Source organism: Microbacterium sp. NPDC058342 (genome assembly GCF_042723935.1).
Lineage (GTDB): Bacteria > Actinomycetota > Actinomycetes > Actinomycetales > Microbacteriaceae > Microbacterium.
The window spans coordinates 18,968-43,238 of sequence record NZ_JBHXID010000003.1 but is presented as its reverse complement, the minus strand read 5'-3'; the positions used below and the strand labels follow the sequence as shown (position 1 = coordinate 43,238).

Genomic DNA, 24,271 nt, shown 5'->3' with positions numbered 1-24,271 from the left:
CCTTGGTGGGTTGTGGTGGTTACTGCAGGTCAGATATCCGCGCTGATGGCACGCGCGATACGCACGGACAGGGTCGCCCCGGTCAGCGTCGAGTTGCAGGTCAGCGCGGTGGGGACGACGCCGTTGCCTGCCAGGTAGAGGTTCTCGAATCCCCACACGCGGCCGTCGGTGTCGACGACGCTGGTTCCGTCGTCGGCAGCTCCCATCCGGACGGTTCCGGTGTAGTGCAGGGATGCGCCCGGGGGCTGCACCTCGCGATACTCGCGCGGGAAGGTGCCGAGCGCGTTGGCGACGTCCTGCTGCACGTCCTGCATCCGCCGGATCGCCTCCAGGTCGTTCTCGGAGTACGAGAAGTGCACGGTCATGTGCGGCATGCCGAGCTCGTCGACGAGTTCGTCCGAGAACTCGATCCGGTTCTCGGGCCGGATGTCCGTCGAGCAGTACCAGCCGACGCTGAGCATGTGCCTGCCGTTGAACTCCCGCTCCATCAGCTGGCCGTGCATCGGTCGGCCGGCGCCGATGGACGGGCTCCAGAACGAGTCGATGAACGGCTCGCCCGCAGGGGGCGTGAGGACGTCGTCGTCGGTCAGGCCGAAGCGTGCGGCATCGATCTCGACCTCGCCGTCGATCGATGCGTGCTCGTTCAGGCGCACGCCGAGTGCGGCGGGGCGGATGCCGGATGCCCAGAGCAGCTGCGGTGTGCGCAGTGCGTCCGCCGCGATCAGGAATCGGTCGGCGCGCAGGGTCTCCTCGGCCCCGGTCGCGAGGTCGCGCACCGCGAGGCCGGTGACCCGCGATCCGTCGTGCTCGATCGTCGTGACGAGCAGACCGGTGCGCAGCTCGACCCCGGGTGCGCTGCCGTCGAAGACGAACGGCGCGATGTCACGCGGACCCGTCCGCCCGAACGGCCGGCCGGCGGATGCGACGCCACCCATGGGCATGTATCCGAAGGCGCGCTCCGGATCGGGGCTGGGGACGATCTCGCGCAGGGTCTCGAAGATCGGCTTCGCGAACGGGTTCTCCACGTCCGGGATCAGCGGCCCCACCGACGTGCGCAGCAGTCGTCGGGCGGTCTCCTGATCGGCGTCCCATTCCGCACGCGGGAGGAAGTCGGGGATCTCCGCCTCGTAGGGCCACGGCGTCGCTGCGGTCCAGTGCACGCCCATACCACCGACGTTCCAGGCGACGGAGGCTCCGGGGAACTCGGCGAAGTTGTGCCCGAAGAAGGCAGCGGGGAACACGCCGGTGGACTGCGGCGTCCAGGAGTCGCCGTCGATGGCGTTCATGGATGTCGCGCCCTTGACGTACTCGATCTGGCGCGCACGGCGCATCAGGTCGTCGTACGACGCGTTCATCGCCGATTCGTCCGCTTCGACGAGATGCACGCCGTGCGCGTCGGTGATCGCTCCGCCCGCCTCGACGACGAGGATCTTCGCCTCGGGGGAATGCGAGCGCACCTGCTCGGCGATGATGGCGCCGTTCGGCCCCGAGCCGACGATGATGACATCCAGGTTCTCAGACATCAGCTGTCCTTCTTCGAGTGGTTCATGGTCAGGCGGCGCCGGGAGTGGTGTCGACCCAGCACTGTTCGTCTGCTGCTCGCAGCACGGCCTCGGTCAGCGCCACGGCGCGAAGTCCGTCTGCGAATGTCGGCAGGCCGTCGGCGTGCCCCCCGCGGATGGCCTCGTAGACGTCGGCGACGAAGGAGTTGAATGCGTCCTGGTACCCCTGGGCGTGTCCGGCGGGAACACGGGAGAACCGGGCGACTCCGGGATGGGCGGCCTGCGGGTCGCGCAGGAGCTGCCGACTCCCCTCCCGCTGGCCGATCCAGAGCTCCTCCGGTCGCTCCTGATCGAACCGGATGCTCTGCCGGGTTCCGTGCAGCTCCAGGGTCAGTGCGTTCTTGCGCCCTGCCGCCATCTGCGAGATCAGCAGGGTGCCGATCGCGCCGGAGGCGAGCTCCGCGAGGATGGCGACCGCGTCCTCGTTCGCCACCGCGTGCCCGCCGCGCTCGTCGTACACGCGTCGCGTGCGGGCGGTGAGTCGGACGATCCTCTCCCCCGACACGAACTCCAGCAGGTCGCACAGGTGCGAGCCGATGTCGGCGAAGGCGCGCGACGGGCCTCCGTCGGCCGAGATGGCACGCCAGTCGTCGTCCTCCGGCGACAGCATCCAGTCCTGCAGGTACCCGCAGTCGATCGTCACCAGGGCGCCGATCTCACCGGCGGCGACGCGCGCTCGCGCCTCGCGGACCATCGGGTGATAGCGGTACACGAAGGGCACCGCGGCGACGACGCCGCGGTGCCGGGCTGCGTCGACGAGCTCGCGCGCGTCTGTGAGCGTGGTGGCCAGCGGCTTCTCGCAGATGACGTGGCGCCCGGCTGCGATGACCTGACGGGAGAGATCGGCATGCGTGGCGTTGGGGGTGCAGATGTGCACGACATCGCCGGCGTCCGTGAGCAGCTCGGTCACGTCGTCGGCGACCCGTTCGACGCCGAGTGCGCTGGCCGCCTGCTGCGCGCTCATCGCCGATGAGCTGGCGAGCACTTCGAGGCTGGCACCCGCGGCTCGTGCTGCGCGAGTGTGCACTCGAGCCATGAAGCCCCCGCCGAGGAAGCTGGATCGGATCGTTCCGACCCCGGTGTCAGTGACGTCCGTTGTCATGCCAGCGATTCTGACACACATCACCCATCTTTTGCTAGTTCATCGTCATAAGTTCTTCCTCTCACCGCGGATGTTGCGGCGACAGAAGGTGAAAGGACTGTGATTTACTGACTCCATGAGCGACGCCGACCGTCTTTCCGCCAGCGCGACACCGGGCGCCGGCGATATCGTGCAGCTCCTCCTCGACGGGCAGGCACGCACCAAGGCCGACCTCGTTCATCTCACCGGCCTCGCCCGATCGACCGTCTCATCCCGTGTGGACGCGCTCGTCGCGTCCGGACTCGTGTCACTTGCCGGAGAAGGCGCATCGACCGGGGGCCGGCCCCCGTCACGCGTGGCCTTCAATCCGCGGGCGGGTCTGATCCTCGCCGCAGATCTCGGCGCTTCGCACGGCACCGCGGCCGTATCCGATCTCGCCGGCAACATCCTCGCCGCCAGCAGGGACAGGATCGACATCGCCGCAGGCCCCGTCGTCGTCCTGGATGCCATCCTCGACGAATGGCGCCGGCTCCTCCGGGACGAGCGGTTCGACGGCATCCGCGTCGTCGGCGCGGGGATCGGCGTCCCCGGCCCGGTGGAGCACTCCACCGGGCGTCCTTACAACCCGCCGATCATGCCCGGGTGGGATCGCTTCGACGTCCCCGAGTACGTGCGCCGCAGCTTCGAGGTGCCCGTCCTCGTGGACAACGACGTCAACATCCTCGCGCTCGGCGAGCAGGCGACGAGCTTTCCCGACGCCACCAACCTCGTGTTCGTCAAGGTGGCGACCGGCATCGGCGCCGGGATCATCGTCGGTGGCCACCTCCAGCGCGGTGCGCAGGGGTCGGCGGGCGACCTGGGGCACGTCCGGGTCCCGCACTCGGCGGACTCCTCGCATGAGCCGGGCGAGGAGCGCGATCTTGAGGCGCTGGCCAGCGGTTCTGCGATCGCCGAGGCCCTGCGTGCCCAGGGACTGCCCGCGCAGAACAGCTCCGACGTGGTCGAACTGGTCCGCGCGGGCAATGCGGCCGCGATCGACGCCACACGGCAGGCGGGCAGAGACGTCGGAGAAGTGCTCGCCACGGTCGTCAATCTCCTCAACCCGTCGATCATCGTCCTCGGCGGCAGCATCGCCGGCGCGGGGGAGCATCTTCTCGCCGGCGTGCGCGAGGTGGTGTACCGCCGGTCCATTCCGCTGGCGACCCAGCATCTGTCGATCGTGCAGACGCAGGCGGGTGACCGCGCCGGCGTTCTGGGAGCCGCGATCATGGTCATCCGCGAGGTGCTCTCCCCCGCCAACATCGACGCGGCGATCGCCGCCGACGAGCGCTGGAGCGCGTGAGCGGCGCCTCACCGGTCACCGCGTCCCGCGCTCCGGGATAATCTCGAGGCATGGAACATGTGCCCCAGTCGCCCTATCTGAGGGCCCTGGGTGAGCAGCGCGCTCTGCTGCATCCGGCCCTGCGCGACTACTTCGCCGCGGTGCCCCGCGGTCGGGTCGGCGTCGGCGAGGGCGTGTTCGAGACGGTGGGCACGCCGCGGCGCTGGCTGTGGCCGGTGCTGCGGATGCTGCAGCGCCACGGCGTCGTGCACGCCGGCTGGCACCACGACGTGCCGTTCACGATCCGCAATCGCACGCTGGCCGGCAAGGCGATCGGCGTGCGCACGCTCCAGCTGCCCGACGGCGACTGGACGATGAAGGACGCCGTCTGCGCGCGCCCGCACGGGCTGGTGGTGGATCAGCTCGGCGAGCCCACCACCCTGGCCGTCGCGTTCCATGTGTCGGTCGACGGCGACGCCCTCGCCCTTCGCAGTACGCGTATCGGCATCCGGCTGGGCCCGCTGCGCGTGAGGATACCTCGCGCGATCGCCCCGGTGATCCGGCTGCGTGAGAGCGCCGAGAAGCAGGCGGGCCGGCAGCGGGTGCGGCTCACCGTCGACATGCCCGTGATCGGCCGCGTGTACGAGTACGAGGGCACCTTCGTGTACGGCCTGCGGGACGATCAGCCATGACCCGCGTCGTGATCGGCGGCTCGACCGGCTTCATCGGGCGGCACCTGCAGCAGCGGTATCTCGCCCAGGGCCGCGAAGTGGTCACGATCTCCCGTTCGCATGCCGACCTCACCTGGGACGACCGGGCCGGCATCGACGCGGCCGTCGACGGCGCCGCCCTGGTCGTGGGTCTGGCGGGCAAGAGCGTCAGCTGCCGCTACACGCCGGCGAACCGCGCTGAGATCCTCCGATCGCGCCTGGACACGACCGCCGCGCTCAGCGGTGCCATCGCCCGCGCATCCGCTCCCCCGCCGCTGTGGATCAACTCCTCGACCGCCACCATCTACCGGCACGCCGAGGACCGGCCGATGACCGAGGCCGACGGCGAGGTCGGCACGGGCTTCTCGGTCGACGTCGCGAGGGCCTGGGAGAGCGCGCTGTTCGCAGGCGAGCACCCGACGACGCGGCGGGTCGCCCTGCGCACCGCGATCGTCCTGGGCGACGGCGGCGTGCTGGGTCCGCTGCGCGTCCTCGCACGGCTCGGCCTCGGCGGCACGCAGTTGGATGGCTGGTGGCCCGTGACGAGAGCACGCCGCGCCGCGGGAACCGCCCACCTTCCCGGAGCGCGCGCAGGACGGCAGCGATTCAGCTGGATCCACGTCGACGATGTGGTCGGGATCATCGACTTCCTCGAGCAGCATCCCTCCCTCGAAGGACCCCTGAACGCCTCCACGCCGAACCCCGTCGACAACGCCACGTTCATGGCGGCGGTCCGCCGTGCCCTCGGGGTGCGCTTCGGCGTGCCCACGCCGCGGTGGATGCTGGAGCTCGGCGCCATCGGCATCCGCACCGAGACGGAGCTGATCCTCAAGAGCCGCTGGGTCCTCCCCGGAAAGCTGCTCGATGCGGGCTACACGTTCCGGCATCCGGACCTGGACGAAGCGCTGCGCGCGTCGTTCGACGGCTGACCTATTCCGGCGTCGACGTCCCGGGCCCTGCGGCGGAGTCGCCGCGCTCGCGCTTGCGCTTCTCGAGCTCCTCGCGCAGGCGCCACTCCTCGATCTCCCGATCGAGATCGGCGATCTGCTGCTCGGTGGTGCGCGTGTCGACGGGAATCGCGGGAGCAGCTGGCGCAGCGGGCCTCGGCGCGTGATGCCGCTCGGGGCGCCCGAGCCTGACCCCGCCCTCCGGGTACTCGCGACCGATCGCGAACCAGAGCACGCTGCCGATGAAGGGCAGCAGCACGACGAGCAGCAGCCAGACGAACTTCGGCATGAACTTCACCTGGGAATCGTCACGACGGATGATGTCCACGAGCGCGAACACCATCAGCGCCAGGACGATCAACCACACCACGAAGGCCATGCTCTCAGAGTAGACGACTGCGTGGCGCGTCTGCCCTCACTCATCACCGACCGCGACCGGTCGTCCCGGGCTGTTCGACCACGCGCTCCACGAGCCGGGGTACACCGTGACCTCGCGCCCGATGATCGCGCCGGCGAGCGCGATCTGCGCTGCCGTGATGCCCGAGCCGCAGTAGGCGGCGACCGGGGCGCCGTCGCCGGCGCCGACGGCGTCGAAGGCCGCGGAGATGTCGGAGGCGGGCAGGAACCGTCCGTCCTCGGTGAGCAGCCGGCCGACCGGAAGGCTCCGGGCGCCGGGGATGTGACCGGCCACCGGATCGATGGGCTCCGCGTCGCCGCGGTACCGCTCCGCCGCCCGGACATCGAGCAGCACGCCGTCGGCCGGCCAGGCTGCGGCCCCGGCTGTGTCGATGATCCCCGCGTCGCCGGGAGCGGACAGCACGACGTCACCCTCCGCGACGCGCACCTCACCCTTCGCGATCTCGCCACCCGATGCCGTCCACGCGCGCCAGCCGCCATCGAGGACGCGCACGTCGGCGAGACCCGCACGACGCAGAGCCCACCATGCGCGCGACGCCGCCAGCATCCGGTGGTCGTCGTAGACCACCACCGGGATCCCCGTGCGGATGCCCCACCGCCGGGCGGCCGCGGCGAGCGCGGCGTCGTCGGGCAGCGGGTGTCGGCCTTCGTGCGCTTCGCCGTGCCGCGACAGCTCGCCCTCGACGTCCACGAACACGGCACCGGGGATGTGGCCGGTGAGGTACTGCTCGCGCCCGTCGTCACGACCGAGTTGCCAGCGGGCGTCGAGCACACGCACCGCGCCCAGACGATCCTGCAGTTCGCGCGCGGAGATCAGCGGATTCATCGGGGCATCCTCTCGGGGGAACGGGCGGAGCTCGCGAGGCGGCTCAGGGGACGATGTGGCCGGCGGCCCGGAACAGCTCGTACCACTCCGCGCGGGTCAGCTCGACGTCGGCGCCCGCCGCGGCATCCGCGATGCGGTGCGGCGTCGTGGTGCCGAGCACCACCTGCATCCGCGCCGGGTGGCGGGTGATCCACGCGGTCGCGATCGCGATCGGCTCCACCGCGTACAAGGCGGCGAGGCGGTCGATCACTGCGTTCAGCTCCGCGTACCTGTCGCTGCCGAGGAAGACACCGTCGAAGAAGCCGGCCTGGAACGGCGACCACGCCTGGATCGTGATGCCGTTGATGCGGCAGTACTCGACCACGCCGCCGCCATCACGGACGATGCTCTGGTCCTCACCGGACATGTTCGCCGCGATGCCCTGCGCGATGATCGGCGAGTGCGTGATCGACAGCTGCAGCTGGTTGGCGATCAGCGGCTGTACGACCGCGGTGCGCAGCAGGTCGATCTGCCGAGGCGTGTGGTTGGAGACCCCGAAGGAGCGCACCTTGCCCGCGGCGGAGAGCTCGTCGAAGGCCCGGGCGACCTCCTCCGGCTCGACGAGCGCGTCCGGCCGGTGCAGCAGGAGGGTGTCGATGTAGTCGGTGCGCAGCGCCTTCAGCGATCCCTCGACCTGGGTGACGATGTGCTCGTAGGAGAAGTCGAACATCTGCTCCGACGGCACGATCCCGCACTTGGTCTGGATGGTGATCTCGGCCCGCTCCGACGGCGACAGCTGCAGAGCTGATGCGAATCGGTCCTCGCACACGTGCATCGCCCCGCCGTAGATGTCGGCGTGATCGAAGAAGTCGATCCCGGCGCCGCGCGCGGTCTCGTAGAGTTCGCGCACCTCGGCATCCGTCTTGTCGGGGATGCGCATCATGCCGGCGATGACCGCTGGTGCGCTCGCTTCGCCGAAGGGGACGGTCTTCATGGTTCCTCCTGAGTCGCAGCCCGCGCTGCATCAGACAACGCTACCGGCCTGATTGAATGTCGGCATGCCCTTCCGCACCTCTCCCTCCGCCGTCACGCTCACCGGCCGGCTGGTCGAACTGCGCCCTCTCAGCCGCGAGCACCGCGACGGGCTGATCGAGGCTGTGCGGGAGGGTGATCTGCATCGCAGCGCCTGGTACACGTCCGTACCCGCGCCGGACGGCGTCGAAGCCGAGATCGAGCGGCGGCTGGATCTGCTGGAGAAAGGCGAGATGGTGCCGTTCACCACCGTCGACGCCGGCGGGCGCATCCTGGGCATGACGACCCTGTACGACCTGGTCGCCGACGTGCCCCGGGTGCACATCGGCTACACGTGGAACCGTCCGTCGGCGCACGGCACGGGGACCAACGCGGAGTCGAAGCTGCTGCTTCTCACACACGCCTTCGAGACCCTGGGCGTGTTCCGCGTCGGCCTGACGACGCAGTGGGTGAACTTCCAGTCCCGCGCCGCGATCGAGCGGCTCGGCGCCAAGCAGGACGGCGTGCTGAGGGCGATGGGCCGTTATCGCAACGGCGCGTTCCGCGACAGTGTGGAGTACTCGATCATCGAGCCCGAGTGGCCCGCGGTGAAGGCCCATCTCGAGATGCGACTCACACGCCGCGGCTGAGCGCTCCGAGCGCTAACGTTGCTTGCATGACCGCTCCGATCGACGCGACGACCACTCCCGCCTGGGCCGAGCTCACCGCTCTGCGTGAGAGCTTCTCCCCCGATCTGCGCGGCTGGTTCGCCGCCGACCCCACGCGTGTCGAGCGGCTCTCGCTGCCGCTGGCCGACCTGCACGTCGACCTGTCGAAGAACCTCGTGACCGATGAGATCGTCGCCTCGCTCGTGCGCCTCGCCGAGCAGACGGGCGTCGCGGAGCGGTACGCGGCGATGCTCGCCGGCGCGCACATCAACACCACCGAGGATCGGGCGGTGCTGCACACGGCGCTGCGCCGCCCCGCCGGCGCCTCTCCCGAGCTCGTCGTGGACGGGCAGCATGTGGATGCCGATGTGCAGTCGGTGCTCGACGCGATGGCGGCCTTCGCCGAGCGGGTGCGTTCGGGCGATTGGCTGGGGGTGACGGGCAAGAAGGTCACCCACGTGGTGAACATCGGCATCGGCGGTTCGGATCTCGGACCGGTCATGGTCTACGAGGCGCTGAAACCGTACGCGGACGCGGGCATCGAGGCGCGGTTCGTGTCGAACATCGATCCCACCGATCTGGCGCAGACCACTGCCGATCTCGACCCGGAGAACACGCTGTTCATCGTGGCGTCGAAGACGTTCACGACCCTGGAGACGCTCACCAACGCCCGTCTGGCCCGCGACTGGCTCTGGACGGGTCTGGCGGCATCCGGAGCGATCGGCGACGACGAGGCCAGCCGCACGGATGCCGTCGCGCACCACTTCGTGGCCGTCTCGACCGCGCTCGACAAGGTGGCCGAGTTCGGCATCGACCCCGCCAATGCGTTCGGCTTCTGGGACTGGGTGGGTGGTCGGTACTCGGTGGACTCGGCGATCGGGCTCTCCCTGACGATCGTGTTCGGCGCCGCCGCGTTCCGGGAGCTGCTCGCGGGCTTCCACGCCGTCGACGAGCATGTGCGCACCGCTCCCCTCGCGCAGAACGTTCCCGTGCTGATGGGTCTGCTCAACATCTGGTACACGAACTTCCTCGGCGCGCAGTCGCACGCCGTGCTCCCGTACGCGCAGCAGCTGAGCCGGTTCGCCGCCTATCTGCAGCAGCTGACCATGGAGTCCAACGGCAAGTCCGTGCGATGGGACGGAACTCCGGTCACGACCGACACGGGCGAGGTGTTCTGGGGCGAGCCGGGCACGAACGGCCAGCACGCGTTCTACCAGCTCATCCACCAGGGCACCCGGCTGATCCCCGCCGACTTCATCGCGTTCGTCAACCCGGCCTATCCGCTCGCCGACGACGGGCGCGACGTGCACGGGCTCTTCCTGGCGAACTTCCTCGCGCAGACCAAGGCGCTCGCCTTCGGCAAGACGGCATCCGAGGTCGAGGCGGAGGGAACCGAGGGGCCCCTGGTGGCCGCCCGCACGTTCGGCGGCAACCGCCCGACCACGTCGATCTTCGCGCCGTCGCTGACCCCGGCGGTGCTCGGTCAGCTCATCGCCCTGTACGAGCACATCACGTTCACGCAGGGCGTGATCTGGGGCATCAACTCCTTCGACCAGTGGGGCGTGGAGCTCGGCAAGCAGCTGGCGCTGCAGATCGCCCCGGCGATCGAGGGGGATGCGGATGCCCTCGCCGCGCAGGACGCCTCGACCAAGGCGCTGCTGGCGTACTACCAGGCCCATCGGAGCTTCTGAGCACGCCTCGAAACCCGTAGCGCATCGACCCGCCGTCCGGAACCCCCTCCACCGGCGGCGGGTGTCAGGCTTACCGTGCCGGCATGGATGAACAGCTCAGCGCACTTCTGATCAACTGCACCCTCAAGCCGTCGCCGGACGGATCGAGCACCCACGTGCTGGGCGAACAGGTTCTCAGTGCTCTCGCGGAGCACGGCGTCACAGCTGACCGCATCCGGGCGGTCGATCACCGCATCCTGCCCGGAGTGCAGACCGACATGGGCGCCGACGACGAATGGCCGGCGCTGCGTGCGCGCGTTCTCGCAGCCGACATCGTCGTGTTCGCGACGCCCACCTGGCTCGGCCAGCATTCCAGCGTCGCCCAGCGAGTGCTCGAGCGTCTCGACGCCGAGCTCTCCGAGACCGACGACCAGGGGCGGCCGATCCTGTTCGACAAGGTGGCGCTCGCCGTGATCGTCGGCAACGAGGACGGCGCGCACCACATCGCCGCGGTCCTTTTCCAGTCGCTCAACGATGTGGGCTTCACCGTGCCGGCGCAGGGCTCCATCTACTGGAACGGCGAGGCGATGCAGTCCACCGACTACAAGGATCTGCCCGAGACGCCCGAGAAGGTGGCCCAGACCACGGCGACCGCCGCCGCAAACGCCGCTCATCTCGCCCGCATGCTGAAGGGGTCCGGGTACTCGGCCGCCTGAGCGGCGAAGAGGCGAGGAGCGCCATGCGCACGACGACCGAGGTGATCCACGACCACCTGGGCAACCGGCTGTCAGCCGATGTCGAGGCCGATCTGTCGAACTACGCTCCCGACATCGTGATGCTCACCGGCTCGGGCATCTACCGCGGCCTCGACGGGGTGCGCGCGTGCGCCGCCGAGCTGGACCGCCTGCTGGGATCAGCGGTCTTCGTCTACCGTCACACCCTCATCGACGGCGACTACGGCTACCTGGAATGGACGGCGGAGACGGGTGAGAGCCAGGTGGGAGACGGCGCCGACAGCTTCGTCGTCCGGGACGGCCTGATCGTGATGCAGACGGTGCACTACACGGTGACGGACGGCTGAGCCGCCCGTCGGTTCAGGCCCGTCGGAACTGACCGGCGGCCGGGCAGTCGAACGGGTCGCGCGCGGCGAGCCCGACTCGGTTCAGGTACCGGATCACGATGCCGTACGAGCGCAGCACGGTTGTCTCCGTATACGGCACGCTGTTCGCCGCGCAGTAGTCGCGGACGACGTCGCGCGCCCGGGAGAGGTTCATCCGCGACATGCTCGGGAAGAGGTGGTGCTCGACCTGATAGTTGAGCCCGCCGAACATCCAGGTTGCCCACCAGCCGCCCGACACGTTGCGCGAGGTGCGCACCTGCTTCGAGAAGAAGTCGAGTCTGGCGTCACGGGCGATGATCGGCATCCCCTTGTGGTTGGGTGCGAACGACGCACCCATGTAGACGCCGAACACGGCCACCATCACGCCGAAGAAGGCGAAGGCCATCCCCAGGGGAAGCAACAGGAACAGCGGCGTCAGCAGCAGGGCGAAGCGCAGCGTGATGATGCCCAGCTCGGTCCAGCGCCCCTTGACGGTGCCGCGCGAGAACAGGTGCTGGAAGCTCAGCCGGTGCAGGTTCAGGCCCTCGAGTGTCAGCAACGGGAAGAACAGCCACCCCTGTCGCTGCGTGATCCACCGGATGACCCCGCGCGAGCGGGCGGCGTCCTCATCGAGGAAGGAGATCGTGTCGATCTCGATGTCGGGGTCCTTGCCCACCATGTTCGGGTTGCCGTGGTGCTTCGTGTGCTTCGAGTCCCACCACGAATAGCTCATCCCGACGACGCCCGCGAGAATGCGGGCGAGACGGAAGTTCGCCGGCCCCGACGAGAGGATCTGCCGGTGCGCGGCTTCGTGGGCGAGGAAGGCGACCTGGGTGAACAGGATGCCCAGCGCGCCGGCGATCAGCAGCTGGAACCAGCTGTCGCCGAGCAGCAGGAAGCCTGCCACGCAGCCGGCGAAGGCGAGCAGCAGCGCAGCACCGACCAGGGAGTAGAAGACGGGCGTGCGCCGCAGCAGCCCCATGTCGCGGATGACGTTCAGGACGTCCTTGTACGCGCGGGCCATCGGCGGGAAGTCGGCATTGCCCGAGTACGTCTGCCGGATCCGGCCCGGGTTGGTGGTGGTCGTGGTCGTGTCGACCTGAGTGAGGGAGATGATGCTCTCCTGTCGATCGGAGCCCTTGAGCCTTGGAAGCCAAAGGCAGTCGCCGATCGCTGGTTCCCACGCTACGCGCCCTGGTATACGCCTGCGGGCATGGATGGCGTCGACGGGTGTCGTGGCGGGCCTGGTCGATGTCGGTGGCGAGGTCTACCGTCAGGGGCAGGGAGCGACCGCTCTCGCCACCTCGAGAAGGGCGCAGGCAGATGGACTGGAAGATCGAGCTCATCTTCGTGCCGGTCAGCGATGTCGACCGGGCGAAGGACTTCTACGTGAAGATCGGCTTCAACGCCGACCACGACCAGACGGTCACCGACGAGCTGCGGTTCGTGCAGATGACACCCCCGGGCTCGGCGTGCTCCATCGCCTTCGGCACGGGCCTGGGCACCGGCCTCGAGCCGGGGCAGCAGAACACGATCCAGGTCGTGGTCCCGGATGCCGACGAGGCACTCGAGCACCTGCGCGGTCTCGGTGTCGAGGCGCGCGGCGTCGACGAGCTCGCCTGGGGACGCTTCGTGACCTTCGACGACCCCGACGGCAACACCTGGACCCTGCAGGAGCTCCCGGACTACAGCGCGCAGTCCTGAGCCGGGCGGGCGGATGCTGGTCAGTCGCATCCCTCGGTCTGCTCGGTGATGATCCACGTGGCTGCGGGGCGCTCCATGACGACCGTCCCGCAGTCCCCGTTGGCGAGGTAGGTGACGAACAGGATGGCGTCACTCGCCGTCTCGGACTGCACGTCGATCTCCACCTCGGCGCTCTGGTCGAACGCACGGTAGAGCTCAGCGGAGAGCGTGATCATCTCGTCGCACGTCGAGACGTCGGGGAAGCCGTCGCTTCGCATCTCCGCGAGCATCCGGTCTACGAGGGCGGGTGCCAACGGTGCGCACGCGGCGCCGATGTCGGGAATCCTCGAGGCGTCGAGCCATGCGAGGAAGCTCGTCGTCGCGTCCCCGTCGGGCGTGGGTGAAGACGAGGGCGACGTCGACGGCGGTGCGAGGGTCTCCGCAGCCGGCGAGCGGTCGCTCGCCGGCTCACCCACCTGCACGGGGGTGCAGCCGGCGATCAGCAGCGCAGCGGCGGCGAGCAGCCCGATGATCGGAGCCAGGGACCTCGTTCTGCGTGTCATCCGTCCACTCTGCCATCAGCCGTCGGTGCGCACCGCCGCCATCCGCTGGGTGAACGACATCCGGGCCTGCACGACTCGCTCCGGGTCCCAGCCCGGCCCGGGTGTCGAAGCGATGAGCAGCTGAGAGTATGCGTGCTCCGGCGCGGTCAGGACCTGAGACGTCTCGCCCGACTCCACGACCGCCCCGCGGAACAGCACGAGCACGCGCGAGCACAGTTCACGGATCACCGCGAGGTCATGACTCACGAAGAGGTAACTCACCCCCGAGTCGCGCTGGATCTCGGCGAGCAGGTCGAGCACCTGCGCCTGCACCGACACATCGAGCGCCGACACGGCCTCGTCGAGCACCACGAGCTTCGGCGACACGGCGAGCGCTCGCGCGATCGCCACGCGCTGCCGCTGACCGCCCGAGAGCTCGTGCGGCTTCGCCACGGCATGCCGCTCGGTGAGGCGCACGCGATCGAGCAGCCGCAGCACCTCCGCGCGCTCCGCGGACGCGCCGTGCGGAGCATCGACACGCAGTCGCAGGGTGCGCCGCAGCGTCTCCGTCACGCTGAGCCGGCGGTCGAGCGAGCCGTTCGGGTCCTGGAACACCATCTGAACGGCCCGCGCGCGCGCCAGCCGCTCCGTCCTGCCGCGCGCACGGCTGAGGCGATCCGCACCGTCGACCGTGACCGACCCCCCGTCCGCACGCTCGAGGCCCACGAGAATGCGGGCGATCGTGGTCTTGCCCGATCCTGACTCGCCGACGAGCCCCACCGCTTCGCCGGACTCGATCGCGAAGCTCACGTGGTCGACGGCCGTGACGTGGTCGGCACCGCGTGCCGCTCGGAACACGCGCTGCAGGTCGGTGACCTCCACCAGGCTCATGCTCGCTCCTTCGGTTCAAGGGACGGGGCCGCGGCGATGAGTGCGCGCGTGTACGGGTGCTGCGCCCCGTCGAACAGGCCCGGCGCCGTGAGCGTCTCGACGATCTCCCCCTGCTTGAGCACGTGGATGCGGTCGCAGATCGCCCCGGCGAGGTGCAGATCGTGCGTGATGAACAGCATCCCGAGACCGCGTTCGCGCATCTGCCTCTGGAAGATCGCGATGATCTCCGCCTGCGTGGTGACATCGAGCGCGCTCGTCGCCTCGTCCGCGAGCAGCAGCTTCGGATCGGTGCTGAGGGCGGAGGCGATCACCACCCGCTGCAGCATGCCGCCCGAGAGCTCGTGCGGGTACTGGCGCATACGGCGTCCGGGCTGCGTCAGGCCGACTTCGGTGAGCAGCTCGAGGATTCGCTCGTCGGCCCGGGCTCGCTTCCACCCGTGCACGCGCACGAGCCGCTCGGCGAGCGAGTCCCCGATGCGTCGCACCGGATTGAGCGCGGCGCGAGGATCCTGCTGCACCAGCGCGACCGACTCGGCGCGCACCCGTCGCTGCGTTCCGGAGTCGGCGCCCACCATCTCCGTGCCGTCGATGACGACGCTTCCGCCGATCGTCGCCTCGTCGCCATAGAGCCGCAACGCTGCGCGCACGGTGGTGGACTTTCCGGATCCGGATTCGCCGACCAGACCGACGAGCTCACCGCGGTCGACGGCGAGACTGATCCCCGTCAGGATGCGCGCCGCGTCTTCCCCCTCGCCGAACGAGAGTTCAAGGCCCTCAATAGCAAGCAGCATCATTCACCCTTTCGCAAGCAGCCGATCGGCGACGCGCACGCCGGCGATGTTGACCGCGATGACGACGAGTGCGATCGCAGCGCCGGGGACCAACGTCGGCAGGAACTGTCCCTGGATGATGCCGGCCTGGCCCTCCTGCACCATGAGGCCCCACTCCGAACTGGGCGGCTGCGCCCCGAACCCGAGGTAGCTCAGCGTCGCGAGGCTCATGAGGGCCTCTCCGAACAGCACCACGAGGTACCCGACGAGCGGCGGCAGCAGGTTCGGCACGACGCCTCGCACACAGATCGCGAGACCGCCCAGCCCCTGCACCCGGTAGGCGTCGATGTAGGGCTTCGACATCTCGCTGAGTGCAAGGCTGCGGGTGTACTTCGCGATGACGGGAGCATAGGCGAACGCGAGGGCGACGACGGCGGTGGCCGGACCCTTCCCGAAGACCGCGATGACGAGCACCACGAAGAGCAGTCCGGGAAAGGCGAACATGACGTCGGTGACCCGCGCCAGCAGCGTGTCGAGCCAGCCGCCCCGCCACGCCGCCAGCACTCCCACCGCCACGCCGATGATCGACGCGAGCACGAGCAGCAGCACGGGGCCGAGCAGCGTCTCACCGGTGCCGATCAGCAGCCTGGACAGAAGATCGCGACCGAGCTGATCCGTGCCGAGCACGTGCTCGGCGCTCGGACCCGACCAGATCGCGGCGAAGTCGACGCCATCCGCCTCATACGGCGCCAGGAACCGCCCCAGGACGGCCGCGACGACGACGAGCGCCAGGAAGCCGGACGAGATCCAGAACCCGATGTCGGATCCGCCTCGCCTGCGCCGGCGCACCCGCGGTGGCAGGATCGCGGTCATGCGGACACCGCCTTTCGATTGATGCGAGGGTCGAGCACCGGAAGAAGGAGGTCGACGATGGTGGTGACGACCATGTACGCGACGACCATGAAGAGCAGGACGGCCTGCACGACCGGGAAGTCGTGCGTGTTGATCGCGTCGACGAGGAGCGATCCGATGCCCGAGATGCCGAACACCGTCTCGACCGCGACGGTGCCTGCGATCATGCTGGCGATGACGAGTGCGACCATGGTGATGATCGGCCCCCAGGATCCCCGCAGCACATGGTCGCGGACGATGAAGCGCTCGCGCAGACCCGAGGCTCGCGCAGCCTCCACATGTTCTGAGGAGAACTGCTCGATCATCGACTGGCGCGTCACCCGGCTGACGATGGCGAGAGCCGTGATCGCGAGGGTGAGCGCCGGCAGCGTCAGAGCGTACAGCCGATCGAATCCCCCTGATCCTGCGCCCGCGACGGGGAACCATCGCAACTGCACGGCGAAGAGCGCGACGAAGGCGATGCCCAGCACGAACGACGGCACGCTCGCGGCGAGCGTGGTGCCTCCGACGATGAGGGTGTCGACCGTCTTACCGCGGCGAACCGCGGCGAGGACGCCGAGCCCGATGCCGACGACCGAGAGCAGGACCGCGGCGTACCCGACGAGAGAGAGCGTGACGGGCACCCGGGCCGCGAGGAGTGCGCTCACGGGCTGGTGGTACTGGAACGACTGACCGAAGTCCCCCGTCAGCGTGGCGGAGGCCCAGTGCCAGTACTGCGCGAGCATGGGCTCGTCGAGATGGTACTGGGCCCGGACGTTCGCGATCCGCTCCGGCGTCATGTTCTCGGGGTTGCCGATCAAGAACGTGACCGGGTCACCCGGTGCCGCGTACATCGCGGCGAAGATGATGAAGGAAGCGATCACCAGCGTGAGGATCATGCCGGCGAGCTTGCGGATCGCGAACGCCATCGGGGTCAGCCCTTCGCGCTGCCGAGGTCAGCCGCCCACGGGTAGTAGATGTACGCCGCCGAAGAGGGAACACCCGTCACGTCATTCGACATGATCAGCGTTGCGGGAGTGGCGACGACGGGCAGCCAGATCGCATGATCGACCCAGCGCCGCTGCAGATCGATCGTGATCTCGGCGCGTTCGGCGTCATCGGTGGCAGCGTAGCCCGCATCGACCAGAGCGTCGTACTCGGGGTCGCTGAAGACGCCGAAGTTGACGCTCGCATCGGACTTGCCGTTCTTGTAGAACCCGAGAGGATCGTTCTTCGAGATGTAGTACTCGTCGGGCCAGAGATCTGCCTGGCCGCGCAGTTCCGCGTCGGAGTAGAAGTCGCCGTACTGCACCTGCGGCACCACGGTGATCTCGGCCTCGAGCCCGATCGACTTCGCTGCGGCGACGAGCGCGTTCGCGATCACGTTGTGGGTCGAGGAGCCGTTCGATGCCACCACGATGGGCTCGGACGGCGCGCCCGCTTCGTCGATGAGCTTCTTCGCCTCGGCGAGGTCGTCCTCGCTCGGTTTCGCCGGCGCCCCCTTGAGGGCATCGTAGGCCGTCTCGAAGGCCTCGACCTCGTAGCCCCACGATCCCGACCCCACGGGCGTCTTCCACGGCTCGGCGAGCCCCCCGAAGGCCGCGGTCGCGACGCCCTCCCGGTCCAGTGCGAGCGACAGCGCCTTGCGGACCCGCTCGTCCGTGAGCGCGCCGCGATCGGTCGTCTCCAGCACCCACGCGTTGGTCGAGGGTCCCTGGAAGACCGAGACGTCGGAGCTGCCGGCGAAACTGATCGCCGCGCCGGCGTTCTCGAGGAAGGACCCCTGCGCTTCACCGGTCGTCACGCTGTTGGCGATCGCGGTCTCCTCGGCCCAGCGGAACACGACCTCCTCGGCGAGGGCGTCGACGTCGGGGTTCCAGTAGTCGGCGAACTTGGTGATGGTGAGCTGCGATCCGGCCTCCCACGAGGTCACCTCGTACGGGCCGCTGCACGCGGAAGCCGAGGTCGGGCTGCCGAAGTTGTCTCCCTCGGCCTCGATGACGCGCGGATTCCAGACGATGCCGCCGTCGCCCGCCATCGCCTGAAGCAGGATCGCGTCCGGCTGAGAGGTCGTGACGGTGATCTGATCGTCGCCCGTCTGCTCGATCGAGACGACGTTCTGATACTCGTCGGACTCCGCCGCACCCTCGGCCGAGTGGCGCTGCATGCTCCAGAGCACGTCCGCGGTGCTGACGGGGCTGCCGTCGTGGAAGAGCGCATCCTGCCGGATCGTGAAGACCAGGTGGGTGTCGTCGACCCAGTCGGCGGCCGAAGCGATGCCCTGCCCGAGCGTGAGATCGGGCTGCACCTGCATCAGCCGGTCGCAGACGTTCGCGAGCACGGTGTCGTCGGGCGTCGTGGCATCGATGTCGGCGTCGAGCGTGGTGGGCTCACCGCCCAGCATCCACGTCACGCTGTCGATCGGACCGCTCGCCGCGGGTGTGGTCGCCCCGAACGGTGCGTCGAGCTGTGCGGCACCGCCGTCGTCATCCGAGCCGGATCCGGAGCTGCACCCGGCGAGCGCCAGTGATGAAACGGCGAGCGCGCCGATCATCAGCGAGATGGGGCGATGTTGATTCTTCATTGAACTCGTCTCCTCGTTGTTCAGTCTGTCAGGGGGAAAATGGGGCTCTGGTGCGCGGAAGGTTCGAAGGGATCGCCCGGGCCGTCATAGAGGTTCCAGGGCAGCAGTTCGTACGCGGTCCTGCAGGGGAATCCATTGGCGACGCGGTACTCCCCCGTCGTGAGATCGACGCAGCTCGACAGCAGCGTCGACCACTGCTTCACCGCCGGCGAATCGGGGTGCGGATGCGTGCAGACACCCTCGGGGTGTCCGACATGATCAGACATCGCCGCGCGCACGAGCTCGTAGCTCTCCGCCGGGGTCGTCGCCCCGGCGACACGCGCGAGCCCTTCCTGAACCCGCGGCAGTCGCAACAGGGAATCCGCCGAGACCGGACGATACGCTCCCGCGACCTGCGTCGGCACGGATGCCTGGAAGTGATTCGTATGCGCGATCACTCCATGCTCGGGGTAGATCCAGTCCACGCCGGCCGGCGTCGTCTCGATGTCGATGCCGAATCCGCTGCGATGCGCGAGCAGCGCGTTGCTCGCGATGTGCGGCCGGGTCTTGACCAGCACCTTGAGTGCAGGCGCGATGCCCGCTTGATCGAGCACCAGGCGTCGGATCAGCGTCTGCGGCAGGCCGACTCCGCCGCCGAAGCTGCCACCCAGGCCGTTGGCGTTGAGCGCGATGCCGGCCGAGTTCGCGCCGTGGCGGCCCACCTGACCGGCCTCAACCTGCATGATGATCGTCGGCGACGGCTCCTGCACGACCCGCACGATGAGGGTGGTGTCCGTGGTGCTGGTGCGCCAGTCCCAGTTCTGCCCGATGAGGGTGTGCCCGGTGCCGCTCCCTTCCCCGGTCAGGAAGTACGACGTGCAGCCGTCGACCGCGTCTCGCTCGTCATCGTCGACCTCGGGAGCCGGAACTGTTGCACGTGCGCCCTGATGGTCGTAGACGAACTCGCCTCGAACGTTGAGAGTGACGATCTCGGCGAACGAAACACCGGCACCCTCGGCGATCCCCCGCATCTCTTCGACGAGCTGCGGTGCGAGCTGCTCGCTCACCGGCAACCACCGCGACACCGAATCGGTGATCGCAGCCCAGCTCATGCCGGTCTGCTGCGTCAGCGCCTCCCGGTAGTACTCCAGCGAGAGCGCGATGAGATCAGCGGCGCCTTCACCGTGCTGACGTCCGCGCGTTCGGGCATCTCCGCTGATCTCGATCATGCGGATCGGCCTGGTGTCCGCCATGCGACCTCCTCGTACGCTGCGCTGCTGGTGTTGCGCAATACCGGCATTGCCGGGATGATTGGAACATCCGTTACGGATGAACAGCTTTCGAACAGAATGATACATCGATGGACCCGTTTGTAACAACCGGTACGGACAATCCGGCGCTCTCCGGGCTCCGCGGCCGCATCTCGAGCGCGTGGAACGATCTCTCGAAGTCTGAGCGCGCGGTGTGCCGGGTGCTGTCGTCGACCTCGGCCGAACACCTGCTGTATGCGAGCGCGGCGGAACTCGGTGCGCAGAGCAGCACGTCGAACGCCTCGGTCGTGCGCACGCTGCAGAAGCTCGGCTACTCGGGGCTCTCACAGCTGAAGCAGGAGGTCGCCGCTCCCTTCTCGAGCAGCGTGTCCCCCGAGGTCCGGCTCAAGACGCGCATCGAGCACATCGGGCAGGATCTCGCCCGTATTCAGCAGGAGACATGGGACGAGGCGGCCTCGCTCATCGACCTCGCGCGGACTTCGAACGACGACAGTTCGTACTCCGCTGCCATCAACCTGCTCGTCCGCGCCGATGACGTGTACTGCTATGGTCTCGGGGCATCGGGCATCGCGGCGGAGCATCTCGCCCTCCGCCTCCGTCGCACAGGGATCGCAACCCGGCGTCTGAGCACCGACGGTTTCCGACTCGCCGACGAGGTCATGAACCTCAGCGCGAGAGACGCGCTCGTCGTCTTCGCACCCGGCCGCGTGACCCGCGACATCGACGTGCTGCTCGATCACGCGCAGTTGGTCGGTGCGAATGTGATCCTCGTCACCGACGAACTCCACGAGCGGCTCTCCTCGCGCGTAGACGCAACACTCACCGCACCGCACACCCCGACCGGCCTCACCTCGGAGAGCCTTGCCGGCATCCTGATCTCGGATGTGCTCGTGCAGGGGATCTCAGCGGTCGCCCCCGACGCTGCACTGCGCTCGTCGCAACTGCTCAACGACATCCGATCCCGCCTCGGATACTGACACTCGAGTCACCGCGCCGCCAAGAACGTCGTTAGCGGCCGCTGCGAAGCGGACGGGGCCGGGGTCGCCCCCGAGATCGCTGACAACCGTTCACTGCTATGGGGGTGAGGGACAGTCGCCGCCCCACACAGCCCTTCTCCGCTGCACTCCACCGTTCGGGCCAGTTGGTACGAGTGGAGGTCGGAGCATCTTCCGACCTCCACTCGCCTTAGTTCTCGCCACGCAGCTGTGCGCGCTTGGTCGCTTCCGCTTCGAGCTTGAGTTCCGCTGCGGTGACAACAGCGTCGACCCTCGCGCGAGGGATGAACGCCACTCCGTCTGCGTCCGCGACGACGATGTCTCCCGGTAGGACCGCAACTCCACCGATGGCGACCGGCACACCGATCTGCCCGGGGCCATTCTTATAGGGTCCCGCTGGAGTTACACCGCGAGCGAAGACCGGAAGGCCCACCTCGTGGATTGCATCGGCATCGCGGACACACCCGTCGATGACGAAGCCGGCCACGCCCAGCGCCCTGGCGCGTTCAGCGATGAGATCTCCGATGAGTGCGCGGTTGCGGTCCCCGAATCCGTTCACGACAACGACGTCGCCGGGTTTCGCATTGTCCAGAGCCTCATGAATGATGCGGTTGTCTCCGGCGGCGGTGAGCACCGTGAGCGCGGGGCCGAAGACTCGCGCTCCGGGCCAGACCGCGGAAATTCCTGCATCGGGAGCACCGAGGCGGTCCATGGAGTCGACGATGCTGGAAGTCGCGAGTCGGTCCAAGCGCTGGTTCTGTTCAGCAGTCAGTGCCGCGGGCGCTTCTCGCACACTGTCGCCCTCTGTCACGATGCTCACTGCTGCCCGAGAAGATCGTCGATGATGGGCTCGATCTCGGCTTCCCTCTCATCCCAGAGCTCGCCTGCGTCCTCAGCTGACAACCACTCGGTCACCGTCGCCGCGCCCTTGAGCTTCTCGACGACGTCGGGATCCTCAGTCGCCTTCTTCAGCGCTGCTTCGAGAGCGTCCTGGATGTAGTCAGGCGTTGCCGACGGAACGGACAGGACGAACCGGCTCTCCATCGGCGCAACCTCGTATCCCGCGCTCTCCAAAGTCGGAACGTCGGGGATCAGGTCGCTCTGCTCTTCGTCGACGACAGCAAGTAGCTTGAGGTCCCCGGACTGGTAGGGCCCGTAGAAGCTGGAGACCCCGCCGAGCGCCATGTCGATCTCCCCCGACATCACGGCTGCCACTTTGTCGGCTCCGCTGTTGTAGTGCACAATGTTGAGCTCGGTGTCGGTGGCGTCTTCGAGCAGGTTCAGGTTGATGTGATCATCGCCCCCTCGGGAGTCGGTGCCTGCGGTGATCTCCCCCGGTGACTCCTCGATGGCGCTGAACAGCTCTTCCGCCGTGTCGTACGGGCTGTCCTTGCCAACCGCGATGACGATGGAGTTCACTGCGAACCCGCCGATCGCGGAGAAGTCGTCACGGTCGAATGGCGCGTTCTTCGACGGGTCGAGGTAGCGGCCAAGGATCGACGGGATGTTCGTGGGGCCCAAAGAGGTCCCGTCAGGCGTTGCGGTGGCCAGCTGTGTCAGGCCGACCACCTGGCTTCCGCCTTCGACATTCACAACCTTGATGGTGCCTCCGAGTTCCTCCTGCATGACCGGGGCCATGATGCGAGCAAGGATGTCATTTCCCGCCCCCGCGGCGGATGGGACGATCCACTCGATGGTGGTGCCCGCGGCCGGCCACTTTTCCTGGCTCCCTTCATCGGTCGTACCGGAGGCGCTGGTGCACCCAGCGAGGGCTCCGATGGCGAGAGCGGCAACAGTGACGAGCGCGAGACGACGGTATCTGTTCACTCGAGTATCTCCTTCTTAGTGTTGGTGTGATCTGTTATCGGGACGTGGAACGGGTGCGCTCCCGCTTGCGCATGACTGCGGCGAGGGCGGGACGAAGCACTCCGAGCAGGAGGGCGAGTCCGCAGATCGCGAGCAGGCCGGACGCGATGGGGCTGCTGACGAACACTCCCCAGTCCCCCTTCGATAGAGCGAGGGATCGCTGGAAATTGTCTTCCAGGAGCGGCCCGAGAATGATGGCGAGGACAAGCGGTGTGAGTGGAACTCGCAACAGGTGGAAGACGTATCCGACGACGCCCGATGCCACCATCACGAAGATCTCAAACGTGTTTCCGCCGATGGAGTACGTCCCGAGGAACATGAACGCAAGGATCGCGGCCATCAAGTAGGCGAATGGCAGGCGAAGGACCGCGATCCACACTCGCACGAGCGGCACGTTCAGAATCAGCAGGATCACATTGCCGACGAGGAAGCTGGCAATGATTGCCCATGCAACCTCGGGGTTGTCACGGAAGAGCAACGGACCGGGGATGAGCCCGTTGATGGTGAACGCACCGGCCATAATGGCGACGGTCGCCGATGTCGGGATACCCAGCGTGAACAACGGGATCATGGACGACACCGCGAGCGCATTGTTCGCAGTCTCGGGTCCGGCGACGCCTTCAATGGCGCCCCGCCCAAACAGTGAGCGATGGCGAGAGAATCGCTTCTCCGCGGCGTACGACGCGAGTGAGGTGGCAGAGCCCGGTGAACCCGGGAGGAGGCCCATGAAGAACCCGATGACCGAACCGCGAAGAAAAGGGAGAGCCGACCGACGGTAGTCGTCCCGCGTGGGGAAAAGCCGCCCCACTGACAGCGGCTTCGGGATGCCTTGCGGCCCGCGCTGCGCCTGCGAGAGCACCTCACTCAGACCAAAGACGCCCATGACGATGGCAACGAGACTCAACCCGTCGAAGAGTTGCGGGACGTCGAAGCCGAACCGCACGATTCCAACGCCCGGGTCGATGCCCACGGTCGCGATCGCGAGGCCCACTCCAGCACTCAGCAGTGCCTTCGCAGGATTCGCGCCGGCGAAGCTTGTGATGAGAGCCAACCCGAGAAGAGCGACGAGGAAGAGCTCCGGAGCTCCGAACTCCAAGGCGATGCGAGCGAACGGTGCGACAGCGACGAACCCGATGACGCCGACGAGCCCGCCCACGAACGAGCCAACCGCCGCGATGATGAGCGCCGGTCCTCCGCGTCCCTGCTTGGCGAGCTCGTATCCGTCCAGCGTCGTCGCGATGGACGATGCCTCGCCGGGGATACGCAACAGTACGGCAGTGATTGTCCCGCCGAACGCGGCACCGTAGAGGATCGCGGCGAGCATGATGATTGCGGTTGTCGGCGACAGCCCAAAGGTGACAGGAATGAGCAGCGACACCGCCGCCGCCGGGCCGAAGCCGGGCAGCACGCCGACGAGCATTCCGAGCACGCAGCCGACCAGGGCGAACAGCAGGTTCTCAGGGGTGAGTACCGTCAGAAGTCCTTGAAAGAGTGCACCGAAGTCCATG

The 24,271-nt window shown here is 68.2% G+C and carries 25 protein-coding genes; 9 read left to right on the top strand and 16 right to left on the bottom strand.

The window, feature by feature from the left end:
• Positions 1–29 precede the first annotated feature (29 nt).
• A complete protein-coding gene (locus ACFWHT_RS14015) occupies positions 30–1,523 on the bottom strand; it encodes a GMC oxidoreductase (protein ID WP_378829605.1) in 1,494 nt (497 codons plus the stop codon).
• A 28-nt stretch (positions 1,524–1,551) separates the two neighbouring features.
• Positions 1,552–2,664, bottom strand: coding sequence for a Gfo/Idh/MocA family protein (locus ACFWHT_RS14010; protein ID WP_378829603.1), 1,113 nt, complete (start codon positions 2,662–2,664; stop codon positions 1,552–1,554).
• 115 nt (positions 2,665–2,779) lie between these two features.
• Here ACFWHT_RS14010 and ACFWHT_RS14005 point away from each other — a divergent pair, with 115 nt between their 5' ends.
• The 3 genes from ACFWHT_RS14005 to ACFWHT_RS13995 are packed head-to-tail and all read left to right on the top strand — an operon-like array spanning position 2,780 to position 5,603.
• Positions 2,780–3,985 carry an ROK family protein gene (locus tag ACFWHT_RS14005; protein ID WP_378829601.1) on the top strand — a complete coding sequence of 402 codons (1,206 nt, stop codon included), beginning with the start codon at positions 2,780–2,782 and terminating at the stop codon, positions 3,983–3,985.
• Between the two features lie 50 nt (positions 3,986–4,035).
• The gene (locus tag ACFWHT_RS14000) at positions 4,036–4,656 is read left to right on the top strand and encodes a DUF4166 domain-containing protein (RefSeq protein ID WP_378829599.1); all 621 of its coding nucleotides are present in this window, start codon (positions 4,036–4,038) and stop codon (positions 4,654–4,656) included.
• Positions 4,653–5,603: an epimerase gene (locus ACFWHT_RS13995; RefSeq protein WP_378829596.1), complete on the top strand. Its 951-nt coding sequence runs from the start codon at positions 4,653–4,655 to the stop codon at positions 5,601–5,603. Before ACFWHT_RS14000 ends, ACFWHT_RS13995 begins: the two co-directional genes overlap by 4 nt.
• 1 nt (position 5,604) lies before the next feature.
• Here ACFWHT_RS13995 and ACFWHT_RS13990 read toward each other — a convergent pair whose 3' ends face one another.
• The 3 genes from ACFWHT_RS13990 to ACFWHT_RS13980 are packed head-to-tail and all read right to left on the bottom strand — an operon-like array spanning position 5,605 to position 7,837.
• Positions 5,605–6,000 carry a PLD nuclease N-terminal domain-containing protein gene (locus ACFWHT_RS13990; protein ID WP_378829594.1) on the bottom strand — a complete coding sequence of 132 codons (396 nt, stop codon included), beginning with the start codon at positions 5,998–6,000 and terminating at the stop codon, positions 5,605–5,607.
• Positions 6,001–6,036: 36 nt separating this feature from the next.
• Positions 6,037–6,864, bottom strand: coding sequence for a sulfurtransferase (locus ACFWHT_RS13985; protein ID WP_378829592.1), 828 nt, complete (start codon positions 6,862–6,864; stop codon positions 6,037–6,039).
• Between the two features lie 43 nt (positions 6,865–6,907).
• Complete coding sequence (locus ACFWHT_RS13980) at positions 6,908–7,837, bottom strand: aldo/keto reductase family oxidoreductase (RefSeq protein ID WP_378829590.1); 930 nt, start codon at positions 7,835–7,837, stop codon at positions 6,908–6,910.
• 64 nt (positions 7,838–7,901) lie between these two features.
• On the opposite strand from ACFWHT_RS13980, the gene ACFWHT_RS13975 reads away from it, so the two are divergent.
• The 4 genes from ACFWHT_RS13975 (at position 7,902) to ACFWHT_RS13960 (ending at position 11,273) form a co-directional block, all read left to right on the top strand.
• Entirely contained in the window at positions 7,902–8,504 is a 603-nt protein-coding gene (locus ACFWHT_RS13975) for a GNAT family N-acetyltransferase (protein ID WP_378829588.1), read from the top strand.
• Between the two features lie 26 nt (positions 8,505–8,530).
• On the top strand, positions 8,531–10,213 hold the full coding sequence (pgi, locus tag ACFWHT_RS13970) for a glucose-6-phosphate isomerase (protein ID WP_378829585.1): 1,683 nt from the start codon (positions 8,531–8,533) through the stop codon (positions 10,211–10,213).
• Between the two features lie 83 nt (positions 10,214–10,296).
• Positions 10,297–10,908 carry a flavodoxin family protein gene (locus ACFWHT_RS13965; RefSeq protein ID WP_378829583.1) on the top strand — a complete coding sequence of 204 codons (612 nt, stop codon included), beginning with the start codon at positions 10,297–10,299 and terminating at the stop codon, positions 10,906–10,908.
• 23 nt (positions 10,909–10,931) lie between these two features.
• The gene (locus tag ACFWHT_RS13960; protein WP_378829581.1) at positions 10,932–11,273 is read left to right on the top strand and encodes a nuclear transport factor 2 family protein; all 342 of its coding nucleotides are present in this window, start codon (positions 10,932–10,934) and stop codon (positions 11,271–11,273) included.
• 13 nt (positions 11,274–11,286) lie between these two features.
• Here the strand turns inward: ACFWHT_RS13960 and ACFWHT_RS13955 are convergent, their stop codons facing one another.
• The gene (locus tag ACFWHT_RS13955; protein WP_378830013.1) at positions 11,287–12,408 is read right to left on the bottom strand and encodes a fatty acid desaturase family protein; all 1,122 of its coding nucleotides are present in this window, start codon (positions 12,406–12,408) and stop codon (positions 11,287–11,289) included.
• A gap of 206 nt (positions 12,409–12,614) precedes the next feature.
• Here ACFWHT_RS13955 and ACFWHT_RS13950 point away from each other — a divergent pair, with 206 nt between their 5' ends.
• A complete protein-coding gene (locus tag ACFWHT_RS13950) occupies positions 12,615–12,995 on the top strand; it encodes a VOC family protein (RefSeq protein WP_378829579.1) in 381 nt (126 codons plus the stop codon).
• 20 nt (positions 12,996–13,015) lie between these two features.
• Here the strand turns inward: ACFWHT_RS13950 and ACFWHT_RS13945 are convergent, their stop codons facing one another.
• Genes ACFWHT_RS13945 through ACFWHT_RS13915 form a run of 7 tightly spaced genes read right to left on the bottom strand, consistent with a single transcriptional unit; the run spans position 13,016 to position 19,884 of the window.
• Complete coding sequence (locus ACFWHT_RS13945) at positions 13,016–13,537, bottom strand: hypothetical protein (protein WP_378829577.1); 522 nt, start codon at positions 13,535–13,537, stop codon at positions 13,016–13,018.
• 15 nt (positions 13,538–13,552) lie between these two features.
• The gene (locus ACFWHT_RS13940; protein ID WP_378829576.1) at positions 13,553–14,407 is read right to left on the bottom strand and encodes an ABC transporter ATP-binding protein; all 855 of its coding nucleotides are present in this window, start codon (positions 14,405–14,407) and stop codon (positions 13,553–13,555) included.
• Positions 14,404–15,198: an ABC transporter ATP-binding protein gene (locus ACFWHT_RS13935; protein WP_378829574.1), complete on the bottom strand. Its 795-nt coding sequence runs from the start codon at positions 15,196–15,198 to the stop codon at positions 14,404–14,406. The genes ACFWHT_RS13940 and ACFWHT_RS13935 overlap by 4 nt, the downstream gene beginning before the upstream one ends.
• Positions 15,199–15,201: 3 nt before the next feature.
• Positions 15,202–16,050 (bottom strand): ABC transporter permease, encoded by an 849-nt coding sequence (locus tag ACFWHT_RS13930; protein ID WP_378829572.1) that lies wholly within the window; start codon positions 16,048–16,050, stop codon positions 15,202–15,204.
• Entirely contained in the window at positions 16,047–16,997 is a 951-nt protein-coding gene (locus ACFWHT_RS13925) for an ABC transporter permease (RefSeq protein ID WP_378829569.1), read from the bottom strand. Before ACFWHT_RS13925 ends, ACFWHT_RS13930 begins: the two co-directional genes overlap by 4 nt.
• Positions 16,998–17,002: 5 nt before the next feature.
• A complete protein-coding gene (locus tag ACFWHT_RS13920; RefSeq protein ID WP_378829567.1) occupies positions 17,003–18,652 on the bottom strand; it encodes an ABC transporter substrate-binding protein in 1,650 nt (549 codons plus the stop codon).
• Between the two features lie 20 nt (positions 18,653–18,672).
• On the bottom strand, positions 18,673–19,884 hold the full coding sequence (locus ACFWHT_RS13915) for a C45 family autoproteolytic acyltransferase/hydolase (RefSeq protein WP_378829566.1): 1,212 nt from the start codon (positions 19,882–19,884) through the stop codon (positions 18,673–18,675).
• Positions 19,885–19,991: 107 nt separating this feature from the next.
• Here ACFWHT_RS13915 and ACFWHT_RS13910 point away from each other — a divergent pair, with 107 nt between their 5' ends.
• Positions 19,992–20,879 carry a MurR/RpiR family transcriptional regulator gene (locus ACFWHT_RS13910; RefSeq protein ID WP_378829564.1) on the top strand — a complete coding sequence of 296 codons (888 nt, stop codon included), beginning with the start codon at positions 19,992–19,994 and terminating at the stop codon, positions 20,877–20,879.
• Positions 20,880–21,087: 208 nt separating this feature from the next.
• Here the strand turns inward: ACFWHT_RS13910 and ACFWHT_RS13905 are convergent, their stop codons facing one another.
• The 3 genes from ACFWHT_RS13905 to ACFWHT_RS13895 are packed head-to-tail and all read right to left on the bottom strand — an operon-like array spanning position 21,088 to position 24,270.
• The gene (locus ACFWHT_RS13905) at positions 21,088–21,717 is read right to left on the bottom strand and encodes an RraA family protein (RefSeq protein ID WP_378829562.1); all 630 of its coding nucleotides are present in this window, start codon (positions 21,715–21,717) and stop codon (positions 21,088–21,090) included.
• Positions 21,714–22,724 (bottom strand): Bug family tripartite tricarboxylate transporter substrate binding protein, encoded by a 1,011-nt coding sequence (locus ACFWHT_RS13900; RefSeq protein ID WP_378829560.1) that lies wholly within the window; start codon positions 22,722–22,724, stop codon positions 21,714–21,716. The genes ACFWHT_RS13905 and ACFWHT_RS13900 overlap by 4 nt, the downstream gene beginning before the upstream one ends.
• Positions 22,725–22,758: 34 nt before the next feature.
• On the bottom strand, positions 22,759–24,270 hold the full coding sequence (locus ACFWHT_RS13895) for a tripartite tricarboxylate transporter permease (RefSeq protein WP_378829558.1): 1,512 nt from the start codon (positions 24,268–24,270) through the stop codon (positions 22,759–22,761).
• Position 24,271: the final 1 nt, after the last annotated feature.

Coding starts and splice junctions, on each gene's coding strand:
- ACFWHT_RS14015 (WP_378829605.1), bottom strand. CDS start 1,523: ATGTCTGAGAACCTGGATGTCATCATCGTCGGCTCGGGGCCGAACGGC.
- ACFWHT_RS14010 (WP_378829603.1), bottom strand. CDS start 2,664: ATGACAACGGACGTCACTGACACCGGGGTCGGAACGATCCGATCCAGC.
- ACFWHT_RS14005 (WP_378829601.1), top strand. CDS start 2,780: ATGAGCGACGCCGACCGTCTTTCCGCCAGCGCGACACCGGGCGCCGGC.
- ACFWHT_RS14000 (WP_378829599.1), top strand. CDS start 4,036: ATGGAACATGTGCCCCAGTCGCCCTATCTGAGGGCCCTGGGTGAGCAG.
- ACFWHT_RS13995 (WP_378829596.1), top strand. CDS start 4,653: ATGACCCGCGTCGTGATCGGCGGCTCGACCGGCTTCATCGGGCGGCAC.
- ACFWHT_RS13990 (WP_378829594.1), bottom strand. CDS start 6,000: ATGGCCTTCGTGGTGTGGTTGATCGTCCTGGCGCTGATGGTGTTCGCG.
- ACFWHT_RS13985 (WP_378829592.1), bottom strand. CDS start 6,864: ATGAATCCGCTGATCTCCGCGCGCGAACTGCAGGATCGTCTGGGCGCG.
- ACFWHT_RS13980 (WP_378829590.1), bottom strand. CDS start 7,837: ATGAAGACCGTCCCCTTCGGCGAAGCGAGCGCACCAGCGGTCATCGCC.
- ACFWHT_RS13975 (WP_378829588.1), top strand. CDS start 7,902: ATGCCCTTCCGCACCTCTCCCTCCGCCGTCACGCTCACCGGCCGGCTG.
- pgi (WP_378829585.1), top strand. CDS start 8,531: ATGACCGCTCCGATCGACGCGACGACCACTCCCGCCTGGGCCGAGCTC.
- ACFWHT_RS13965 (WP_378829583.1), top strand. CDS start 10,297: ATGGATGAACAGCTCAGCGCACTTCTGATCAACTGCACCCTCAAGCCG.
- ACFWHT_RS13960 (WP_378829581.1), top strand. CDS start 10,932: ATGCGCACGACGACCGAGGTGATCCACGACCACCTGGGCAACCGGCTG.
- ACFWHT_RS13950 (WP_378829579.1), top strand. CDS start 12,615: ATGGACTGGAAGATCGAGCTCATCTTCGTGCCGGTCAGCGATGTCGAC.
- ACFWHT_RS13945 (WP_378829577.1), bottom strand. CDS start 13,537: ATGACACGCAGAACGAGGTCCCTGGCTCCGATCATCGGGCTGCTCGCC.
- ACFWHT_RS13940 (WP_378829576.1), bottom strand. CDS start 14,407: ATGAGCCTGGTGGAGGTCACCGACCTGCAGCGCGTGTTCCGAGCGGCA.
- ACFWHT_RS13935 (WP_378829574.1), bottom strand. CDS start 15,198: ATGCTGCTTGCTATTGAGGGCCTTGAACTCTCGTTCGGCGAGGGGGAA.
- ACFWHT_RS13930 (WP_378829572.1), bottom strand. CDS start 16,050: ATGACCGCGATCCTGCCACCGCGGGTGCGCCGGCGCAGGCGAGGCGGA.
- ACFWHT_RS13925 (WP_378829569.1), bottom strand. CDS start 16,997: ATGGCGTTCGCGATCCGCAAGCTCGCCGGCATGATCCTCACGCTGGTG.
- ACFWHT_RS13920 (WP_378829567.1), bottom strand. CDS start 18,652: ATGAAGAATCAACATCGCCCCATCTCGCTGATGATCGGCGCGCTCGCC.
- ACFWHT_RS13915 (WP_378829566.1), bottom strand. CDS start 19,884: ATGGCGGACACCAGGCCGATCCGCATGATCGAGATCAGCGGAGATGCC.
- ACFWHT_RS13910 (WP_378829564.1), top strand. CDS start 19,992: ATGGACCCGTTTGTAACAACCGGTACGGACAATCCGGCGCTCTCCGGG.
- ACFWHT_RS13895 (WP_378829558.1), bottom strand. CDS start 24,270: ATGGACTTCGGTGCACTCTTTCAAGGACTTCTGACGGTACTCACCCCT.